The sequence below is a fragment of the Lachnobacterium bovis DSM 14045 genome (assembly GCF_900107245.1).
Taxonomy (GTDB): domain Bacteria; phylum Bacillota; class Clostridia; order Lachnospirales; family Lachnospiraceae; genus Roseburia; species Roseburia bovis.
Genome location: NZ_FNPG01000010.1, coordinates 1 through 19,555 on the forward strand (window position 1 = coordinate 1; position 19,555 = coordinate 19,555).

Consider the following 19,555-nt stretch of genomic DNA (forward strand, 5'->3'; position numbering starts at 1 on the left):
ATCAAACTTTTATTCTAATTTCAAATTTTCTTAATAATCATTTAGTAATCTTTCGACTTGAAAACATCACGGAAATAACATTTTTCTGTAAAATAATTTTCAAAATCTAACCGAAATCACATCCTTGATATTCATAAAAATAATGTTGTAATACTCTATCTCATCTCTATATTAAAGTTTCTTCTATCGCTTCAATTCTAACCTATCACCTTTTTATTTCAATATGATTACTTTCCAACTTAATGATCTTTTTATAAATTACAAACTTATTTAATCACGCTTTTTCGTCTAATTTCCTTGGAAAATAAAAATTTTCACTCTTTCATGCCAAATCTTTAAATTAAAGCAATTATTTTAGAATTAATCGCTCTAGGATAGTATCTAATCTTACTCTTCTTTTTAAACAACAGTTCAGTTTTGTTGAGTAGAATCGTTTCCATTACTACTACTAATAATCAGCAATTTATCTAAACTCGAATAAGGAGGATATCTAAAATGGTAAGAGGTTTAAAGAAAAAATTACTAATAGGTTTATTAAGTGCTACTGTAGTTGGCACTAGTTTAGCACCAAGTGTACCACTTGTAGGAAGCTTTGCTCAGGAGGTTAAGGCTGATGAAACAACATCTAAAGAAGTTACTGTTAATGTTGATAATGGTGGTGAATTGGTACCCAATACCGTTACTATAACTAAACCAGCTCATTCAACTGTAGACGAAAACGGTACTACATATGCTGCTGGTAAATTAACAATCGTTGTTAAAGCAGATGCTGGTTATAGATTGGTAGATGCTGGTCGAATATATGATGTAACTGCTGTTGATGGTAAATTATCTCAAACTACTTTTGATTCAGGTGCATCTGTTGCTTTAATTAAAGAAACATTAACAGTTTCTAAAGGCGCAGATATTGCAGATGGTTTAACATATACACTAGATAAATCGGAATTAGATATAAATAATACAAAAGCGGTTCTTACAATTAAAGCTAAAGATGGTCGTAAATTTAAAACAGCTCCAAAAGTTAATGAAAAAGCAACTACAAAAGTAGATGATTCTACTTACAAATATGAATACACACATGAGGTAAATGATACTGAGGATAAAACCACAGATTTAAAAATTACGGGTGGAGAATATGAAGTATTGTCTAACATCAAAGTAGATGACTCTAAATTAAGTGGTGCCACTGTTTCTGTATCAAAGACGACAGGAATTACCAAAGATGATCAGGTTACAGTTACTGTTTCTCCACAGGCAAAATGCAAGTTTGTGGAGGATGTTGATAAACCTACAATAGTAGCAGATGGCGTAAAGGGTGATTTAGAATTTAAACCAGATGGTGATAAATATGTTGTAACAATTCCTGCTGGTGACTTTACAAAAGATGACGTTAAACTTACAATAAAAGGTACAGCAACATATACAGACTCTGAAACTCAAAAAACTACAAACTCTAAAGGTACAACGAGTACAATCAATAAAGGTGTTCAAAGTACTGCTAAAGTTTCTGCAAATGCTGATGGTGTATATGAAGCAGTAAAAGCAGCTGGTTTTATTTCTACTGAATTAGAAGATTTAGCAACAACTATAGAAGAAAAAGTATTGTCTGTAACAGCAGAGATTAAGCCTACAACGGATGAAAGCTTAGATAGTATTAAAACTGCTATTCAAGATGATGATTTAAAATTAGGTTACTCTTTTGTAATCACAATTAATAAAGTGTATGATAAGGTAGGTGCGGCTGATCCAGCTACTACAACATTAACAGACTTAGGAAATAACTTAATTACATATACAATTACAATTCCTGAAGATCAGCGTGGCAAAAAAACATATAAAGTATATAGAATTCATAACGGAGTAGTAGATAGACTTACAACTGAACCTAATGCAAATGGAGAATATATACATGTAACAAGTGATAGTATTCAGGTACATGCCTCAAAATTCTCTGTATTTGCAATCGGTTACTCAGATGAAGAAGCAACAGCAGTTGATGATGAGAATAATGAAAACAACGAAAACAATGAAAACCAGGATAATCAAGGTAATCAGGGTAACCAGGGTAACCAAGGTACAAGTGGAACAATCACCGATACAAGTGCTAAGACAGCAACAAAACCTGCAACAGCTAAAGCTGCCAAAGTTACAACTTCAACAAAGAAATCTTCAAAGACTTCTTCACCTAAGACAGCTGATTACGCAGTAAACTCATTACTTGCATTATTAACAGGTGCTGCAGGATTATTCGGAATCACTTTAATTAACAAAAAAAGAAAAGAAGATGAAGAATAATTCTTAACCAAAATAAAAAACAATAATACAAAAACCTATTATTAAATTAATAATAGTGCAAAGTGTAATATCAGCCCTCCAGAAGCAACTCTGGAGGGTTGGTTTTGTGTTAAATTATTTACTGTTTAGCAAATTTATTTTTGTGCCATTTCTATTTAAGATGACAAAAAACAGTATTTATGGTACATTTAATAGAGAAGTACGTTATGATTTACAGTCTGTAATCATCGTTTGTCTTGGTAAAAATCCACTACAAACAGACAACGATTTTCTAGGTGCACTCGAAACAATCTTTACAGAAGACTTCGATAGTGCCACAAAGAAAAAGAGGCTTAAAGAGAATAAACAAGATTAATAAAAATAAGCATCATAGAGTAAATCAGCACCACCGGCTTAGCCGGTGGTTTGCTCTTGCCCTATAAGGGCATATTACCGGCACTGAGTCTAAAGACTCGTCGAAAGGTTCGCCAGCCGCAACATCATTTCCCTACTGAGCCCCATGGGCTCTTTTTATTTGTTTTGCTTTACCGGCTCACCCGTAAACGGGTCTACATATTCCTTCAGTGTCATTTGATCATATTCTAAATCTTCTTTTAACTGATTCTGAATATACTCTTGAATTTTCTTCGCATTTTTTCCTACAGTGTCTACATAATATCCTCTACACCAAAAATGTCGGTTACCATACTTATATTTCAGATTTGCATGTCTCTCAAATATCATGAGCGTGCTCTTTCCTTTAAGGTACCCTACGAAACTCGAAATACTCATACTTGGTGGAATTCTCACCAGCATATGCACGTGATCTGGGCATATTTCCGCCTCGATTATCTCTACATGTTTTCTTTTACACAACATGCTGAGAATGTTGGCTATGTCTTGTCGCAATTGCCCATATGCTACCTTTCTTCTGAATTTTGGCGCAAATACAATATGGTACTTACATTCCCACTTTGTATGTGATAAACTATTCATGTCCATCTTGGACCACCTCCTGTAATATTTAACTTGGCTGGCGAACCAAAGTTATTATATCACGGGAGGTTTTTACTGTAAGCTAAAGCGTCTGTTGTCCCCCTGCATAGCAGGGGGTTTATTAAAACCTTGCTACACAAAGAAAAAGCGAGCCCACTAGAAGCAAACGTGGTGGACTTGCTTTTGGAGTTTTTAATGTAATTTAAAAAATTTATATAAATCAACGTCAGTCTGTTTATTTATTTTCTCATCTATTATTTTTTGATAAAATGGTTCGTTGTGAGAATTCTCTCCACATATATCAATGCCGATAATTTGAGTTTTTTGCATGAAAAAAGACAAAAAATGCTTTAAAGTCCCAAGGCTCATTTGCCCCTGATTCCAATTTGTTCGAGCATATTTTTCAGAGAGAACATCTTTATCAATTGACACATAAGTAGGGTGATCTGTGTCAAATTGTTGTAACGCTTTTGTAATCAATTCTTTTTTGTTAAGAGAATTTTGAATTGTTTCTATACTGATTGGTATTACTTTATTTTGATTTTTGACATGAATAGCATCAATAGTGTTTTGTAACGGACCTATTAGAAAAAGCTGATGCAAATTTTTGTCTTTTTCTAACAATTCCTTGGCCCAACTTCCGCAACTTATCATGTTGTCAAAAATTGCATTTTGCATATCATTATGAAAATCGAACAAAACTAACGAATACGGAAAGTTGATTTTATCTGTAAAAAACGTCGTTAAATAATGATAATTTCCGGAATCAATAAAATGAATTCCCTTAGGTGAATAATTTTTGAGTTTTTTCTTAATTTCATTTTTGGCAGATTCAGTGCAATACATGTTCGTTCCACTAATGTCTTTACAATCGATAAACTTTATTTTGTTGGTTGGTTCATCATACACATTCGAAAAATTTAACATTAAGTCCATATTATGTCATCACTCCTGTTTTATAGAATTTACTTATGAATTTACTTTTCACTAAAGCTACTATCAAAAAGCTAAAAACCACAGCCCAAAAAATCTTAGGCTGTGGTCCCTTTTAATTATTATCCTTCAATTGCAATAAGTTGTTTTTCCTCAACTTTTGGTGTTTCTTTGACTTTCGCAATATCAAGTGTCAAAATTCCGTTATTAAATCTGGCCTGAATATCTTTTTGTTCAACTTCATCTCCAACGAAAAAGCTTCTTCGGCATTCGCCTTGATATCTTTCTCTGCGGATATATTTTCCTTTTTCGTCTTTTTCATCTTTATTATCAGAATGTTTCGCTGCAATTGTTAGGTATCCATTTTTAAGTTCTGCGGTAACATCGGACTTGTCATATCCTGGCAGTTCAATATTCATCTCATACTTATCATCGAATTCCTGAACATCTGCGTGCATTCCAGAGAATCTCTGAAAATCAAAATCTCTTAGTGGATAGCTAAACATATCCCCGAAAAAGTCATCTGTAAAATTGTCATTAAAAATACTTGGTAATAACATAGTTCATTCCTCCTTGAAAAGTTTTTTAACCATTTTTATAAATTAACCTAAAATTGAAATAAAGTTGTCTTTTTCATTTTTAGGTACTGGTTTCTTCTTCATAATAGTGATTGCGAGAACGCCGTTTTCAAATTTTGCTTTTATATCGGCCTGTGTAATTTCTTCACCAACATAGAAAGCTCTGCGATTAGATCCTTTAAAACGTTCGCATCTAATGAATCTTCCTTTGGATTCACTATTTTCTTCTTTCTTAGATGGAACTGCTGAAATTGTAAGATAACCTTTTTCCAATTCAAGAGTTATTTCATCTTTATTGAAACCTGGTAAATCAATGTCCATCTCAAACCTATCTTTAAATTCCTTTATATCAACTAACATGTTGGAGTTGGAATCATACTTCTTGTTGCTCTTTGGATAATTAAATAAATCTCCAAAAACATCATTTGTAAAATTATCATTAAAAAAACTAGGTACTAACATCATTTTTCATTCCTCCTTAGTTCTCTTTGTTTCTTCATCTCTTGTTAACTATGTTATACCACTATTATTAGCACTCGTCAATAGTGAGTGCTAATAAATTTTGTGAATTTTTTGTGAATTCTATTTTTTGTGGGTTATTATAAGAAATATCAAATTTTAAATTAGAATAAAAGCTTAATGAAAAAATAAAAAATCTAGGTACCAGTTTTTGGTGATACCTAGATTATATTTTTTTAATATCATTTAATTATTATTAACTTTGTTTGTTGTTTTCTAGCCATTCAGCATACGCTTTATTGAATTCTTCAGGGGAGAGAGAAGTTTTTTGGTATGCCTGTTCTAATGTATAGGTCTTTTCATCAACAAGCATAAATAATGTTTGGTTAACACCTATATCGATACCTTCTTCTCTAATACCTTGACTTAAGTTACACATATCCATCAACCTCCCATCGATTTCGTTATCTAATTCAAAATTAAAGTTTTCTTTAAGCCTCTTTTTCTTTGTTGCACTATCGAAGTCTTCAGTAAAGATTGTTTCGAGTGCACCTAGAAAATCGTTGTCTGTTTGTAGTGGATTTTTACCAAGACAAACGATGATTACAGACTGTAAATCATAACGTACTTCTCTATTAAATGTACCATAAATACTGTTTTTTGTCATCTTAAATTCAGTGATTGAATTTGCGATATCTTCTGGTGTATTCATGCAAATCCAGATAGAATAGACTTTTTTGATATCGTCGTAGCTGTGATTTTTTCCGATTGAAAACTCAGTTTCAAGCTGCTCTGAAATCATTCTGCAAGTATAAAATACTGCTCTAGTAACAATATCGTACGGTGTGTTAAATTTTCTTTGTGCTTCGACGTTAATAATTAAACTAATTGTATCATTTTTATTTGGAAGTTTTGCTGAAAATTTAATGTCGTAAGTGACACGACCTTCGCCTGGAATTGTACTTTCTGTATTGAGTTCTCTTACTTTTGCTAGAGGTTCTAGGTAATGCTTGCCTATTTCTAAATCGTCACCAATTAGTGATGAAATCACATCTAGTGGTACATCTTTGTACTCTGCAACTGTTGCTGATAGAATCCTTGAAAGTACTTGTTTGTTTGCTAAAATTTCTTTAGCATGTTTGTCATACTGGGCATTTTGACTAGAATTGTCAAGACTATTAGCCAAATGATTTGGCGTAGAATATTTTTTGTTTTTCATTTGAATCTCCGATCTATTTTTAGTCGTAATAAAGATTATACATGGATTTTGGAGCATTATCAATGATTAATTATGAAATGAGTAGTAGATTTTCCAGGGAAAATAAGAGAAGTATTTAGTGAAAATTGACAAAAAGTAAAACTGTTTAATGGCAAAAACCAACCCTCCAGAGTTGCTTCTGGAGGGCTGATATTATACTTTGTACTATTATTAAATAGATTACTTGAAGTTTTCTACTAATAATAGGTTTTTATATTATTGTTTTTTATTTTGGGTAAGAATTATTCTTCATCTTCTTTTCTTTTTTTGTTAATTAAAGTGATTCCGAATAATCCTGCAGCACCTGTTAATAATGCAAGTAATGAGTTTACTGCGTAATCAGCTGTCTTTGGTGAAGAAGTCTTTGAAGATTTCTTTGTTGATGTTGTAGCTTTGGCAGCTTTTGTACCAGTGTCACTTGAAGGTTTAACTGGATTTGGCTTAACTGGAGTTGGATCTGGCTTAACTGGAGTTGGATCTGGATCTGGTTTTGGAACTGGATCTGGATCTGGTACATCTGGTGTTGCATCTGTATCATTATAAACTACAGCAAAATCAGATAAAAGTTTAACATGGAGAATTAATTCATTACCTTTAACTTCAATGTATTCACCATCAGCATTAGGTGTTGTTGTAATTTCACCAATAGTATCATGGAATCTGATTGCTTTATATCCAGTCTTACCGATTGCAGCCTTAGGTAAGAAGTATTTTACTGCAAGTGGAGCACCTAATTTTGTTACTTTTTGATTCTCAGCACCTGTTATAGTTACAGCAGCACCTGGTGTGTCTGAAACTGTTCTAAAGAAATCTACTGAAATATAACCAGCTAATTTCAAACCAGATTTTTCTGCTAAAGCAACTTCAGATTTTAGTGCTTTAGTTTCTGTATCATCAGATGTACTAATATTTAATTTTGCATTTACATATTTACCATCTTGATCAGATTTTGCAACATCTAAAACATCGTTTGCGTCAGCTGCAGCATCGCCAGCATTTACAACAGTGGCTGTTGAGCCCTTATCAGTTTTTTCTTTTTCTAATCCATCATTATCAAGACGACCTGAAACTTCAATTTCAAGTTCTTCATCTTTTACATCAGTTGTATCAATCGAATATGTAACAACACCATCATCTGGATCGCTACCACCAATTACTTTTCCAGCAGCTTTTACAGTAACATTAGCTTTTGTTGCTCCTTCAGCAAGTGTAACCTTTAATTCAATTTTTTTACCAGGTTTAACTGCTGAAGTAGATGTTAATTCTGCAGTACCTACTTTACTTGAAAGAGTACTAGATAGTTTAGGAGTGATTAATAAGTCTTCTTCTTCTGTAGAAATCAAAACTTTTACGGTGTCTTCTGTTGCAGTTACAAGCAATTCATAAGTATTTTCTGTTCCGTCTACTTTTGTAGCAGTAATATCAGAACCAATTTGTTTATTTGTAGCAGCGTTAATAACTTTTGCAACAACACTCTTAATAACTTTACCTGCTGAAGCTTCAACATCTACAGTAATTTTTGTAGCTTTATTTTTGTCGATAGTTGCAGTAGAGCCATTGGTTGAACCAATGCTCTTTGGTTTTACAGTTGAAGCAGTGTCGGTTGCTTCTTCAACAGTAACAGAAGATTTTGTATTGTCTTTTTCTTTGGTGTAGACATCAAATTTTTCTGGAGCTTCTGCATTAGCTTCTTGAAACCCGGTCATTAATGAGTAATTTCCATTTGTTTCTAATTTGTAATATGTATTTTCTTTAAATTTGTGGTCCCAACTATAGGTTTCTGATGCAGGCTGATCTTCTTCAGATGAAATATCTTCTTGTAGCTCAACAAACTCACTTCCTACTTTTTTATACAAAGTTCCCGGTATTTTTTGATTAGCTGCTGTAGGTTTTTGATACGTCTCCTTATTTAGTTCGGCGTTATCGTTTGCCGCAGTGTAAACCGCAAACTCAGGAAACTTCCATTTGTATGTGGCTGGCGTTGTTGTGTGTTCTTTTTTTACTTCGATTTTAGTATATTTATACATACCCTCAGGTAATTCACTGTCTGTCGCCTTAACCTCCTGAGCAAAGCTTCCTACAAGTGGTACACTTGGTGCTAAACTAGTGCCAACTACTGCAGCACTTAATAAACCAATAAGTAATTTTTTCTTTAAACCTCTTACCATTTTAGATATCCTCCTTATTATTAAAAATAAATTATTTTTCCTCGTTTTTGCTTTTGGATTTCAAGTATATTTCCCCTTCTCCAAAATAAAAACGTCTAAATATAACGATAAAATCAGGTTTTATCCCTATATCTAGACGCTCTCTGCAAAAATCTAGGATTCAAGATAACTACAAGTGTCAATGGATAAACCCATTCAAGTCATTCAATTTTTAAGTACTACATACAATTACTTTCTAAAGCTGATGCTTTCTAAAATAACTCTTAAATGTAATTCCTAAGCTGTTGATTAACCTTTACATTTTCTTTTTCGAACCAAATTCTTAAAAACTTTATAGATAAATTTTATTTTTTTTATAAGGTTTTTAAAATTTTTAATGAAAATTTAATGTCATTTCACTTTTAGTTTACCTTGGTGGTCATATATGAAGTAGAAATTAAGCTTGAATTAAGTTTTATTAAGTCAATAAATAAGTTCTAACTTTTTTGTCTATTTACTTTATTAAATCTTTAGATTTAATATACAATTAATTATAATCACATTTGTTTTTCTGTCAATAGCTTTTTTAATTATTTTTTAAGAGAAAACAAACGAATTATTAATATTGTGAATTAATATTTTCAATTTTGTGCCTGGTTTGATGTTTCCAATGTGCCCTACAAGCGTTCATTTTACAGGCTTTTTTAAGTTTACCTTTACAATCATGTATTTCGTTTCATTGCAATAAAAAGTTTATAAAGAATTCTAAAAAATTTTTAAAAAAATATATTTTACCTAAAAAAAATAGGATTTTTTTCTGTTCTAAATAAACGATTTATAAATTATATTTCTTTTATCTTTATAAAATCGATGTTTTCAAACTACAATCTTTATTCTATCCCGTAGTGTATTCTGCGCACTCTAGGTAATTCTTTGCAACAAAAAATCCCCAACTATCGAGATGTTTCTACATTTCTGCGGAAACATTTCTCTCATTTGGGGAATTTAAATCTTATATTAGATTATATATTTCTCGATCTATAACTCAATTCCATTCTCGATTAGCAACTCACGAGCTGTTTCAACTGAATCAACGCCCTGTGCATTCTTAACTGGAGCGAATTCTTTTTTACGATCTACCTCGAAGGATAAGCAATTATCCATCATATAAACCATGTCGAGAATTAATAGCTCAAATTTGTATGCGTTAGGCTCTGTCGGCTTAACTAAATGGCCATCTTCTGCCATGTATGGAACTTTCTTTTTTACTACGTGGACAGGGAATTTATTGTCTACGATTTTCCAAAGTTTATCAACTCTGAATAAATAATTAAGAATAACTCCGAATCCGTATAAAAGTGTTCCTTTATCGTCTGTTGAGTATGCCATCTCTTTAGTGAGCTCGTAGTATTCGATGATTGATGGTTTACCATCTTCTAAGCAAAGCGCTCCTACTCTCTCTTCTGGATCTGCTTTACGAACTACTTTGGCACCACACTCGTTACCTGAATCTATTGTTGCGCCGATGAATACTGGATCTGCGATTTTTTGCAAAACATTATCAACCGCAAATACGTTCAACCACTTGATATTTCTGTTATTTAAATCTTTGTCTAAGCCAGCTCTTACCATTGATGAGAACCAACCACCATTACCGTTTGGTGACATTGCAAGTGATTCTTTGGAATCTAATAAGATATTACCATCGAAATCCACTGATGGAACCATATCCTGTACAAAAAATTGAATATATCGCTCATCATATCCAAAATAATCGTGCTCTTTAAAAAACTGCTTTGTCTCTTTATCATTTTTCTCGCTAGTCATAATGTAAAGTGGCACATAAGCTTTTGCTTCATCTGTAACTTCTTTTAAGTTGCTGATAAGCTGTTCAAAAATGTAAAGTTCTCTATGGATTCCCATATTGAACATTCCCTTTGCTTTATCGAAACCAAGTCTTGTTCCTTGTCCTCCTGCAAGAAGGATTGCTCCAACTTCGCCTTTTCTGATTGCTTCAAGACCTATTTCTTTATAATGATCTTTGTTTTTTTCAATATCTGAAATCTCCATTGCACCCAATGGTGAGAATTTACCACGTTTTTGACCTTTACCATTTATTAAATCTAGTAAAGACCAATCCATGTCGTCAAGTTGGTGATCTAATTTATTTGGGATATTGTTTATATCTATATTGCTTAAGTAATTTTTTAAATATTTCTGATTAGAACTATTAAGCTTTTCTAGTATTTCCTTTTTCATTTTTTTCTCTCTTTCCTCAATTTAGTACTTAGACTAACGTAACTCTGTCGGTAAATCTTCCTTGATAAAACAAACTCACATCAATCTATAAAACATGCCGTTTTACGGTACTTTTTTAATTGTGCAAAGCAACATTCAATATACAATGATAACAGATTTTCTATGATTTTTCTATATGTTCTATGGATTTTATTAAATATATAAAAATTACATAAACTTTTTCTTAATAAATTGACACATTATACAATGTATTTTGTCCAATCTTTCTTTAACTAAATTTATCAATGTAGTATTGTGAATACTTTTCTAGTTCCGCATTAAAGTCATCATATCCCATTTTTTCTGCTAAAGTTTTTTTCTTTGAGAAAGCATTAGTGCCTAATCCAAGTCTATCTCCTTCGATTTTAAAGCCCATCGCAGCCAACGTCGTTGGAAACATATCCATAATAGTTAACGTTCTATTTTTTTCTCCTAAAACAGGTTCAACACTAGAATTAATAAAACAATTATAAACTGTTCTAACTTCGTCAGATGCACCTTTTACAAGATATTGATCCATTCTAGGATGATCTCCTTGAATTACAATTACAGTGTTTTCAAAGAAATCCTGTGTCTTACACCATTCAATAAATGAAGACAATTGACGATCTGCACATTCAACAACATCAGCAGTTAAACCTTTATTACATTCTTCTTGACCATGATTGAACTTTTTAGAATAAGTATCACCACACAATCGACATCTATTTCCCATTGGAAAATGTGTATCACATGTAAGCATTGTAAAATTAAATGGTTGTTTTTTAGATGATATACGAGTCAATTCATTTTTAGCGTATTCATATAATTTTTCATCTTCAAAGCCCCAACCAGAGTGGTAATCCTTAGGAACTAATTTTTTCTTTCTAGCAGTATTTAGATCAAAAATATTATAATTTCCATGAGTTTTGAAATATTGTTTTCTACCAGCAAAATTAGCATCCGAACCACATAAAAATTCTTGATAATATCCTTCTTTATCAAGAACTTGTCCTAAAGTTGTGACACCTGAGGCAAATTTTTTCAGTTTACCAGTTTTGTTATACATATTTGGAAACTTAAATGGCAATCCTGATGTTGATGAAAAAATAGAACCAAATGTCCAATCATTACCACATGTATTCCTAATTCCTCTTAAATTAGAATTAGTAGAAAAAGAAATATTTTCTTGTGCTACTTTTTCCATGTTAGGAATTAAGTTCATATTATTAGGTTGGTATCCACCATACTTCTTACTTGCATATGTTGTTTCAAAACTTTCTACATATATATATATAAGATTCTTAGTAGGATTAGCTTTTTCAACAGTTTCTGCTCCAGCGTTATCATCTACCGATGCAACCTCGACGCCTTTATCTTTAGTTATTATAGCCTCTTTTGGATCAATATAATCAGTTTCATAAATCTTAGTATGATTAAACTGCATTACAGCATAAGACATATAATCAATTTTACTATTACAGTAAACTAATGATACTATAAAATAAATAAGCGCTAATAAAAAGGAAACTATTCTACATATTTTTTTCTTTCTAGCTACTTTAGCTTTCTCGTTAATAAACAATAAGTCATTACGTTTTCTCGTAAAAAACCATTCAACAAAAAACACTAAAAAAATTATCAATAACGAACCAATAGCCGCTGGAATAGCTGCCAAAATAACCTTTTCTGTTATACCAGTATCGCTTCCTTTTAAGGGTGATCTAAGTGTAAAAATTGCAGCATCTATACTTACTTTTATATTTTTTTTATACCAATTACTTAATGGAAAAATTATAGACGCCAAAAAAATTGATACAACTATAAAAATATAATAAAAAAAGCTTCTTATTAATTTTAATTTTGATACTCTCATTACACTATCCTTCTTTTTATATTATTTATCATCCCTAGCTTCTCTTGTAACTCTATTTAGTTCCATTTCGAAGTCCTGTCTATTTTTTGCATACATTGTTTGTAAAATCAAACCTGTAAACAACGATTGTAATGCTGCTATCATAACAAATCCACTCATAATTAAAGTAGGAATTTTAGGTACTAATCCTGTCTTTGTATAATGTACAAAAATTGGTACAAAGAAAGCACCTGAAATCACTGCTAAAATAAGAGCTATAACGCCAAAGAACGCAAGTGGTCTATAAGTTTTAAACAAACGAATTATTGTCTTAATTACTTTAAATCCATCTGAATAAGTATTTAATTTAGACTCACTTCCTTCTGGTCTATCTCTATATTCTATAACTGAATTTTCTACATACATATTCTTATCAATTGCATGTATACTCATTTCTGTTTCAATTTCAAATCCTTTTGATAAAACTGGAAAAGTCTTAACAAATCTATAGCTAAACGCTCTATAGCCAGTCATGATATCTTTGATATCATTTTTAAACAATAAATTTATACTACCTCTTACAATTGAATTTCCAAAATTATGGAATGGTCTTTTATTTTCTTCAAAATATGTTGAAGATAATCTATCTCCGACTACCATATCTGCTTTTTTATTTAAAACTTTATCAACTAATGGTTGAACCTGATCTGCTGGATATGTATCATCACCATCAACCATAACATAACATTCTGCATCAATTTCGGCAAACATTCTTCTAATAACGTTACCTTTTCCTTGCTGATACTCGTATCTTACTACTGCCCCCGCTTTTCTTGCAATCTCATCAGTTCCATCACTTGAATTATTATCATATACATAAATAACTGCTTCAGGTAATTCTCTTCTAAAGTCCGTAACAACTTTTTCAATTGTCTTTGCCTCGTTATAACAAGGTATTAAAACTGCTATCTTATCCATTTTTTACCACCTTAAAACTCATATTTTATAAAACTTATAATTATTGTTACTTGCTATTTTTGCATTTTTTAATTTTGAATATACAACAATCACTTTATTATACAACAGTATTAAATTTCTGTAAACGATTCTGTATTTAACAAAGAATATTTTGGTGCAATCATAACTGCAATTCCCATAGGAACTAATAACACAAGTGGGAACACATATCTTAAACTATACGCTAATGGTGTTGCCACAATCATAGTTATCCAAATTCCAATTGCTGGCATCAGTGCTAAATATGAACCGCCTCTACGTCTTCTATATCCTATTACAACAGACAAAAAAATAAACCAAGCAAACAAAGCACTACTTATTTTTTTATCTACTGAATATAAATTCTGAAATGAAAAACCACATTTATCTTTAACCACATCTCTTATCGGATATGACAATGTAAACCACATAGTATTATGTATATAGCCTGCACCATTTTGTCTACTTATATCCCAAAAGCCTTCATTAGCCAATGCCCAGCCTTTTAAAGCTTTAATAGGATTTTTCCTAACAATATTTAGGTATGTTCTAAGGAATAATCTATAATGATCATTTAAATATTCCTTGTTAAATGATGGCGCCCACTTGATTTTATCTACAATTAAAGGGCAATACAATTTATGTATATCTTCTTGTGGTATAATATTATTAATTACTTCCATATCTTCATTAGATACATCACCATTGTTTTCAATAATATAGCATACTTGCTGTAATGGAATTCCAAAACTTTCTACTTTATCATCCACATTATATTTAAAAGAATCATATATAGGTCCTCTTATCACTGAAAAAACACATATAAGTATAAATGATATTATAGCGCTATATTTTAATAATCTTTTTTCTTTATGATATGCAAAATAAACTAGTAATACAACTGTAAAGAAAAAGAATGCATATATACCATTATTCCTTGAAAAAGATATTAAATATGCTAAAACAGAATACAACAGTATTGTTTGCCATTTAATAAATTTTCTTTCTTCAGCTCTATTCCAAAAAATATTAAATAATAAAACTGAAAAAGCAAAAAAGAAAATCGAAAAAAATGTATCTTTCCACAACGAAACTACATACAACGGTATCAAATTAAATAAGCCAAAATATATCGTTGAAATAATTATAAATTTTTTTGAAAAACCTTTTTTATATAAACTGTATAAAAAGCAACTTATAACTAAAGCCATCGCTATTGCTTGAACAATTGTGCATAAGAAAATCACATGGTACTCACTTAATGCAAACAAGCCACCTATTCCATACATTATTTCCCAAATCCATGTATATAATAATGGTTGATGGTTATTTATTACTGCCTCTCCTTTTGCCATTAATAACGTATATGTTGTATCAGCAAAAACTCCACCTGGATAAAAGGTTAACACACAAGGTAACCAACATATAATAAGAAGCATAAAAAAAACAACAAACACTTTTACATTTTTAGTTCTTTCTACATATTCATTTTTCTTTTGTGATAAATTAATGATTTTTTCAATAATTGTTATCCCAACATTAGTCAATAAAAAGCAACAAATAAATAGTAATATATCTAAAACACCAAATTTTGAAAAAAATGCTTCTTTATTACTTGAAAAAATATCACTTGTTATTGTAATTTTATTTGCAAGAACTATCATAATAGAAAACATTATTGCAAATAAATTTTTTATAACAAAAAGATATCCATTTTTTGGAAGCGCCTTAAATTTCATATCTTTTTTTAACATATTTATACCTACTTCTTTTTATTTTTTAAATTTTTAAAAGCCTTAGCCGCTAACTCAACCGCAGAAAGAATACATAAATATTTACCAATTTGAATCAATCCATATGCTCCGGATGAATAAAATGGTCTAATATACACTTCCATATCTTTTGTAAACCAAGATGTGAAAAATGAAACTCCAAAAATTAAACAATATGCACTTAATGCGATTCCTGTTATCATTAGCCAACATTCTAAATTATCATACTTTTTCTTTATCAATTGATAAAGAACACAAATAGTTATCATTATATATGACAGAACTACAACTAAATTAATAATTTTAGATGTCTTTTTGTACATTTTTATCACACGATTTGATACAATTGCTAATTTTTTTGATTGAACCATTTTGGTATCTTCTTCATTTAATTCAAGTGGTGCATAAACACCATAACGAACTTCATAATATCTTATTTTTGCAGGATTAGGGTATAATGGTAATTCTCCTTGCATCTTACATTCTGAATAACTTGAAATTTTATTCATATTTTCTACCGATAACATCATATATTTTGGCAATTCATTATACTTAACACCAGTGGCTTGTTTTGTAAAAAAGATTCCTTTCTTAGTTTTAATCTTTCCATCTTTTCTTGCCGCCTTTAATTCAATATGAACTTTTTTCCAAAAATCATTAGCTGTATTGGCATCTTTATATAATCCCTTATTTTCTGCTGCTTGTCTAAGAGACCATGTTATTAAATCACCTTTTACTTCTTTGCCTCCACCCCAAGTCTTAATAGATTCATTTACTTCTTTTTTTATAGTTCTTAGGGTACTACTATTTTTTAATGCTGTATTTATCGCATCTTTTGAAATCCAAACAGATTTATTTTCATTTTTACCATCTATTCTATATAAATCAGACATTGCGTCCGCAAAATATCCGCCAGTTCTATCATTCACCAAAAAGACCCCATAATATTTTTTATTTATAATTTTTATGGTAAATGTACAACATACTAACATTATTAACGGTAATAAGAATAAAACTGTTTTTTTAATTTTACCTTTTATATCTAGCTCTTTCTTGCCATTAATTAAAAAAGTATCTATAAGATTTAAAATTGTAACTACCAACACGAAAGGCATTACCCATATTGAGTCTTCTCTTAAATAATAAAAATAACACAAAACTGCTCCTGTAGCCAAATTCCATCCCAAAAGTTCTTTAAAACTTTTATTTCTTCTAAAGAAAACTCCAATCATACAAGAAAAAACAATAACTGTCATATCAGGAATTAATGAATTTCTATACATTCTTTGTCTTGCTAAATAATCCAAACTTATTGGATTAAATAGCAATAAAATATATACTATTTTTAATATATAATCTGATTTTATTTTTTCTTTTATAGCTAATACGAACGTTAATGCTGCTAAAATATCAAGACCACTTAAAACAACTGAATAGGGAATCGATGTTTTAGCACAAAAAGCTAACAACAAAGAATATGACATTCCCTTTACCAAAGTTTGACAATTATATTCGCCTAACCAATTAAATTTAGCCAATGAATCAGCATAATTAAATAATAAACCATCATCACTTCCAAAATCTGGTCGTATAAGATATGCCATTTTAAAATTCACACAGATACGTACTATTGAAAATAATACACATATCCAAAATAAAATTTTTGAAATATCCTTTTTTTTAATTTTAATTTTTGTCATTTTACTTCCCCTTAATCTCATACTCTACTTAAAAATAAATAGTTTACTAATTACATAATTCAATAGAATAACCACTACTTGTGCTACTATCTTCACTAATAAACTTCCAAAGCCTAACATATTGATAAATACTAACAATATTGTTTCTTCAATAACCAGCGTAATAATTCGTCCAGAATAAAAAGATAACATTTGCTTCATAAAATCTTTAATATTATCAGTTGGTGACGCAAATACCCAAACTCTATTAGTTAAAAAAGCAAACATAACTGTAATTATCCATGATAAAACATTTGCAATTAATGCATCCATTTTCATAGGAACGTTAAACAATGCATATGTTGCAACACTTACTATAAAACTAAGGCCACCAAAAAATAAATACAATAATATTTCCTTATTTTTTTTATAAAATGGATTAAATATATTCAGCACAGGCAAAGACATTATCTTATCAAATATATCTTCTTTCATATAATTATTATTTTTTTCAATGTCCATTTTCTTTTTCCTTTCAAACATTATAAGGCTTTTTCTATTCCGTCTAATGCAAAATCTGGTCTCGCCATTGATAAATTAATATTATAAAATGGATCTCCCTCTATTAAAATTTTTCTCCATTTTTCTTGCATATAAGCAATTTCACCAGCAAATCTAAGTTTTTTCTCTGGTGTATCTTCTTTGCCTCGGCTCTTAGACTCATAATGTAATGCAGTTACATTTGGATCATATACGTTCCAATATCCCGCCTTGGCCACTTTTAAACAAAAATCAACATCATTAAATGCGACTTGTAACTTTTCTTCTAGGCCACCTACAGAATCAAATATCTTGCGCGATACCATACACATAGCCGCTGTAATTGCACTATAGTTTTGTTGTGTAAATACTCTATTATTATATCCACCAACTTTTCCATCTAATCCAGGATATAAATTCTGAGCAACTCCGCCTAAACCTACTACAATTCCAGCATGCTGCACAGTCTTATCAGGATAATACAAATGAGCGCCAACTATTCCAACGCCAGCTCTCATACAATTGCCTAGCATTCTTTCCATCCAATCAGGGGATGTAATTTCAATATCATTGTTTAATAATACTAAATATTCACCTTTGGCATATGATGCTCCGAAATTATTAATTGCAGAATAATTAAATATACTCTGCCATACTACGACCTTTATACCTTTTTTCTTAAGTTCTTCGTAATACTCAAAGGTTTTCTCATCTGTACTATTATTTTCTATTATAATAACTTCATAATTGTCGTATGTAGATTTTTCAATAGATTCTATACATCTTGCTAATGTTTCAACTTGATCCTTATTAGGAATCAAAATGGATACTAATGGATGTTCATTTAATTTGTATTTCAAATCTAACACTTTATATTTTTCATTAACAGTCACGTCTGCTGCCTGTTCTATTCTTTCTAAATGTCTCTCTAATACTGCTTTTTCTTCAAATAAAACGGCATTTATATCGACATTCTTTTCTGTGCTATGTACCAAAACTTTTGGACAATGTTTTATTGCTCTTGCACTTTCACAGGCTTGCAAAAGTAAACTATAAATATTTGATTCAACTCTATCTAATTTCAAATCATAGAATATTTCTGCATTCATAAGTAATGACTTACTTACTGCAAATGTTTCTCCTATATAATTACAACTTCTAAGCATATCTATACTGTAATCTGGCTTAAAGTCCGGTGCATAATGAACACCATCTTTTATACAATCCGCATCAGTATAATACACTTCAAATGTCTCGTTCATGTAATTATCTACCATTTCATATAAATAATTTGGTTCTATTTCCTGATCTAATCTAGTAAATAATACAATATCTGCATCTGTGGCTCTTACAATATTTTGGATTTGTTCAGAAATATTTATCTGCTTATCTAGTATCATTTTTTCAAAATCGCCAACATTTTCATAATTAATGTTATACCTTTTTTTATTTGACTCTTTTTCTAAAATAATACCTTTCCATTCAGAATATGTTTGATTTTCAAGTGAAACTATTGCTTTATAATCTGTAGCATCATCACTGCCTGGCAATATTACAACCTCTATTGATGGTTTATTCAACATCTTTAATGACATTTTACATTGTTTTTCTAACTCTTTAACTGATACGGCTCTATCTAAAAACCATTCATTATATGTTTCATATGTTTTCTTCTTGTTTAATATCTTTTTTACAGTTCCATTCAAACCGTACTTTGCATACAAAAAGTTGGCCTTTTTGAATTTAAACTCAAGTGTTTTATAATTCATTTTTTCTCCCTACTAACCTATC

The 19,555-nt window shown here is 30.5% G+C and carries 15 protein-coding genes; 2 read left to right on the forward strand and 13 right to left on the reverse strand.

What is annotated here, in order from left to right:
• Window positions 1–495 precede the first annotated feature (495 nt).
• Window positions 496–2,295 carry a hypothetical protein gene (locus tag BLV79_RS04670; RefSeq protein WP_074716611.1) on the forward strand — a complete coding sequence of 600 codons (1,800 nt, stop codon included), beginning with the start codon at window positions 496–498 and terminating at the stop codon, window positions 2,293–2,295.
• Window positions 2,296–2,401: 106 nt separating this feature from the next.
• Window positions 2,402–2,650, forward strand: a complete 249-nt coding sequence (locus BLV79_RS04675) for a hypothetical protein (protein ID WP_074716613.1) — start codon at window positions 2,402–2,404, stop codon at window positions 2,648–2,650.
• Window positions 2,651–2,805: 155 nt separating this feature from the next.
• On the opposite strand, the gene tnpA is transcribed toward BLV79_RS04675, so the two are convergent.
• The 13 genes from tnpA to BLV79_RS04740 form a co-directional block, all read right to left on the reverse strand.
• Window positions 2,806–3,276 (reverse strand): IS200/IS605 family transposase, encoded by a 471-nt coding sequence (tnpA, locus tag BLV79_RS04680; RefSeq protein WP_074716615.1) that lies wholly within the window; start codon window positions 3,274–3,276, stop codon window positions 2,806–2,808.
• A gap of 186 nt (window positions 3,277–3,462) precedes the next feature.
• Window positions 3,463–4,206 carry an arginase family protein gene (locus tag BLV79_RS04685; RefSeq protein WP_074716617.1) on the reverse strand — a complete coding sequence of 248 codons (744 nt, stop codon included), beginning with the start codon at window positions 4,204–4,206 and terminating at the stop codon, window positions 3,463–3,465.
• Window positions 4,207–4,325: 119 nt separating this feature from the next.
• Window positions 4,326–4,763, reverse strand: a complete 438-nt coding sequence (locus BLV79_RS04690) for an Hsp20/alpha crystallin family protein (RefSeq protein WP_074716619.1) — start codon at window positions 4,761–4,763, stop codon at window positions 4,326–4,328.
• A gap of 42 nt (window positions 4,764–4,805) precedes the next feature.
• Window positions 4,806–5,246, reverse strand: coding sequence for an Hsp20/alpha crystallin family protein (locus BLV79_RS04695; protein WP_074716621.1), 441 nt, complete (start codon window positions 5,244–5,246; stop codon window positions 4,806–4,808).
• A gap of 250 nt (window positions 5,247–5,496) precedes the next feature.
• Window positions 5,497–6,459, reverse strand: a complete 963-nt coding sequence (locus tag BLV79_RS04700; RefSeq protein ID WP_074716623.1) for a hypothetical protein — start codon at window positions 6,457–6,459, stop codon at window positions 5,497–5,499.
• Window positions 6,460–6,740: 281 nt separating this feature from the next.
• Window positions 6,741–8,666, reverse strand: a complete 1,926-nt coding sequence (locus BLV79_RS04705) for a hypothetical protein (RefSeq protein WP_074716626.1) — start codon at window positions 8,664–8,666, stop codon at window positions 6,741–6,743.
• A gap of 1,017 nt (window positions 8,667–9,683) precedes the next feature.
• Complete coding sequence (locus BLV79_RS04710) at window positions 9,684–10,904, reverse strand: UDPGP type 1 family protein (RefSeq protein ID WP_074716629.1); 1,221 nt, start codon at window positions 10,902–10,904, stop codon at window positions 9,684–9,686.
• Window positions 10,905–11,172: 268 nt separating this feature from the next.
• Entirely contained in the window at window positions 11,173–12,798 is a 1,626-nt protein-coding gene (locus BLV79_RS04715; protein WP_074716631.1) for an LTA synthase family protein, read from the reverse strand.
• Window positions 12,799–12,819: 21 nt separating this feature from the next.
• Complete coding sequence (locus BLV79_RS04720) at window positions 12,820–13,755, reverse strand: glycosyltransferase family 2 protein (protein WP_027421922.1); 936 nt, start codon at window positions 13,753–13,755, stop codon at window positions 12,820–12,822.
• A 110-nt stretch (window positions 13,756–13,865) separates the two neighbouring features.
• Window positions 13,866–15,527, reverse strand: coding sequence for a DUF6020 family protein (locus BLV79_RS04725; RefSeq protein WP_074716633.1), 1,662 nt, complete (start codon window positions 15,525–15,527; stop codon window positions 13,866–13,868).
• Window positions 15,528–15,535: 8 nt separating this feature from the next.
• Window positions 15,536–17,245 carry a hypothetical protein gene (locus BLV79_RS04730; protein ID WP_074716635.1) on the reverse strand — a complete coding sequence of 570 codons (1,710 nt, stop codon included), beginning with the start codon at window positions 17,243–17,245 and terminating at the stop codon, window positions 15,536–15,538.
• Between the two features lie 24 nt (window positions 17,246–17,269).
• Window positions 17,270–17,746: a GtrA family protein gene (locus BLV79_RS04735; protein WP_242871431.1), complete on the reverse strand. Its 477-nt coding sequence runs from the start codon at window positions 17,744–17,746 to the stop codon at window positions 17,270–17,272.
• 20 nt (window positions 17,747–17,766) lie between these two features.
• Window positions 17,767–19,533, reverse strand: a complete 1,767-nt coding sequence (locus BLV79_RS04740) for a glycosyltransferase family 2 protein (RefSeq protein WP_074716637.1) — start codon at window positions 19,531–19,533, stop codon at window positions 17,767–17,769.
• Window positions 19,534–19,555: the final 22 nt, after the last annotated feature.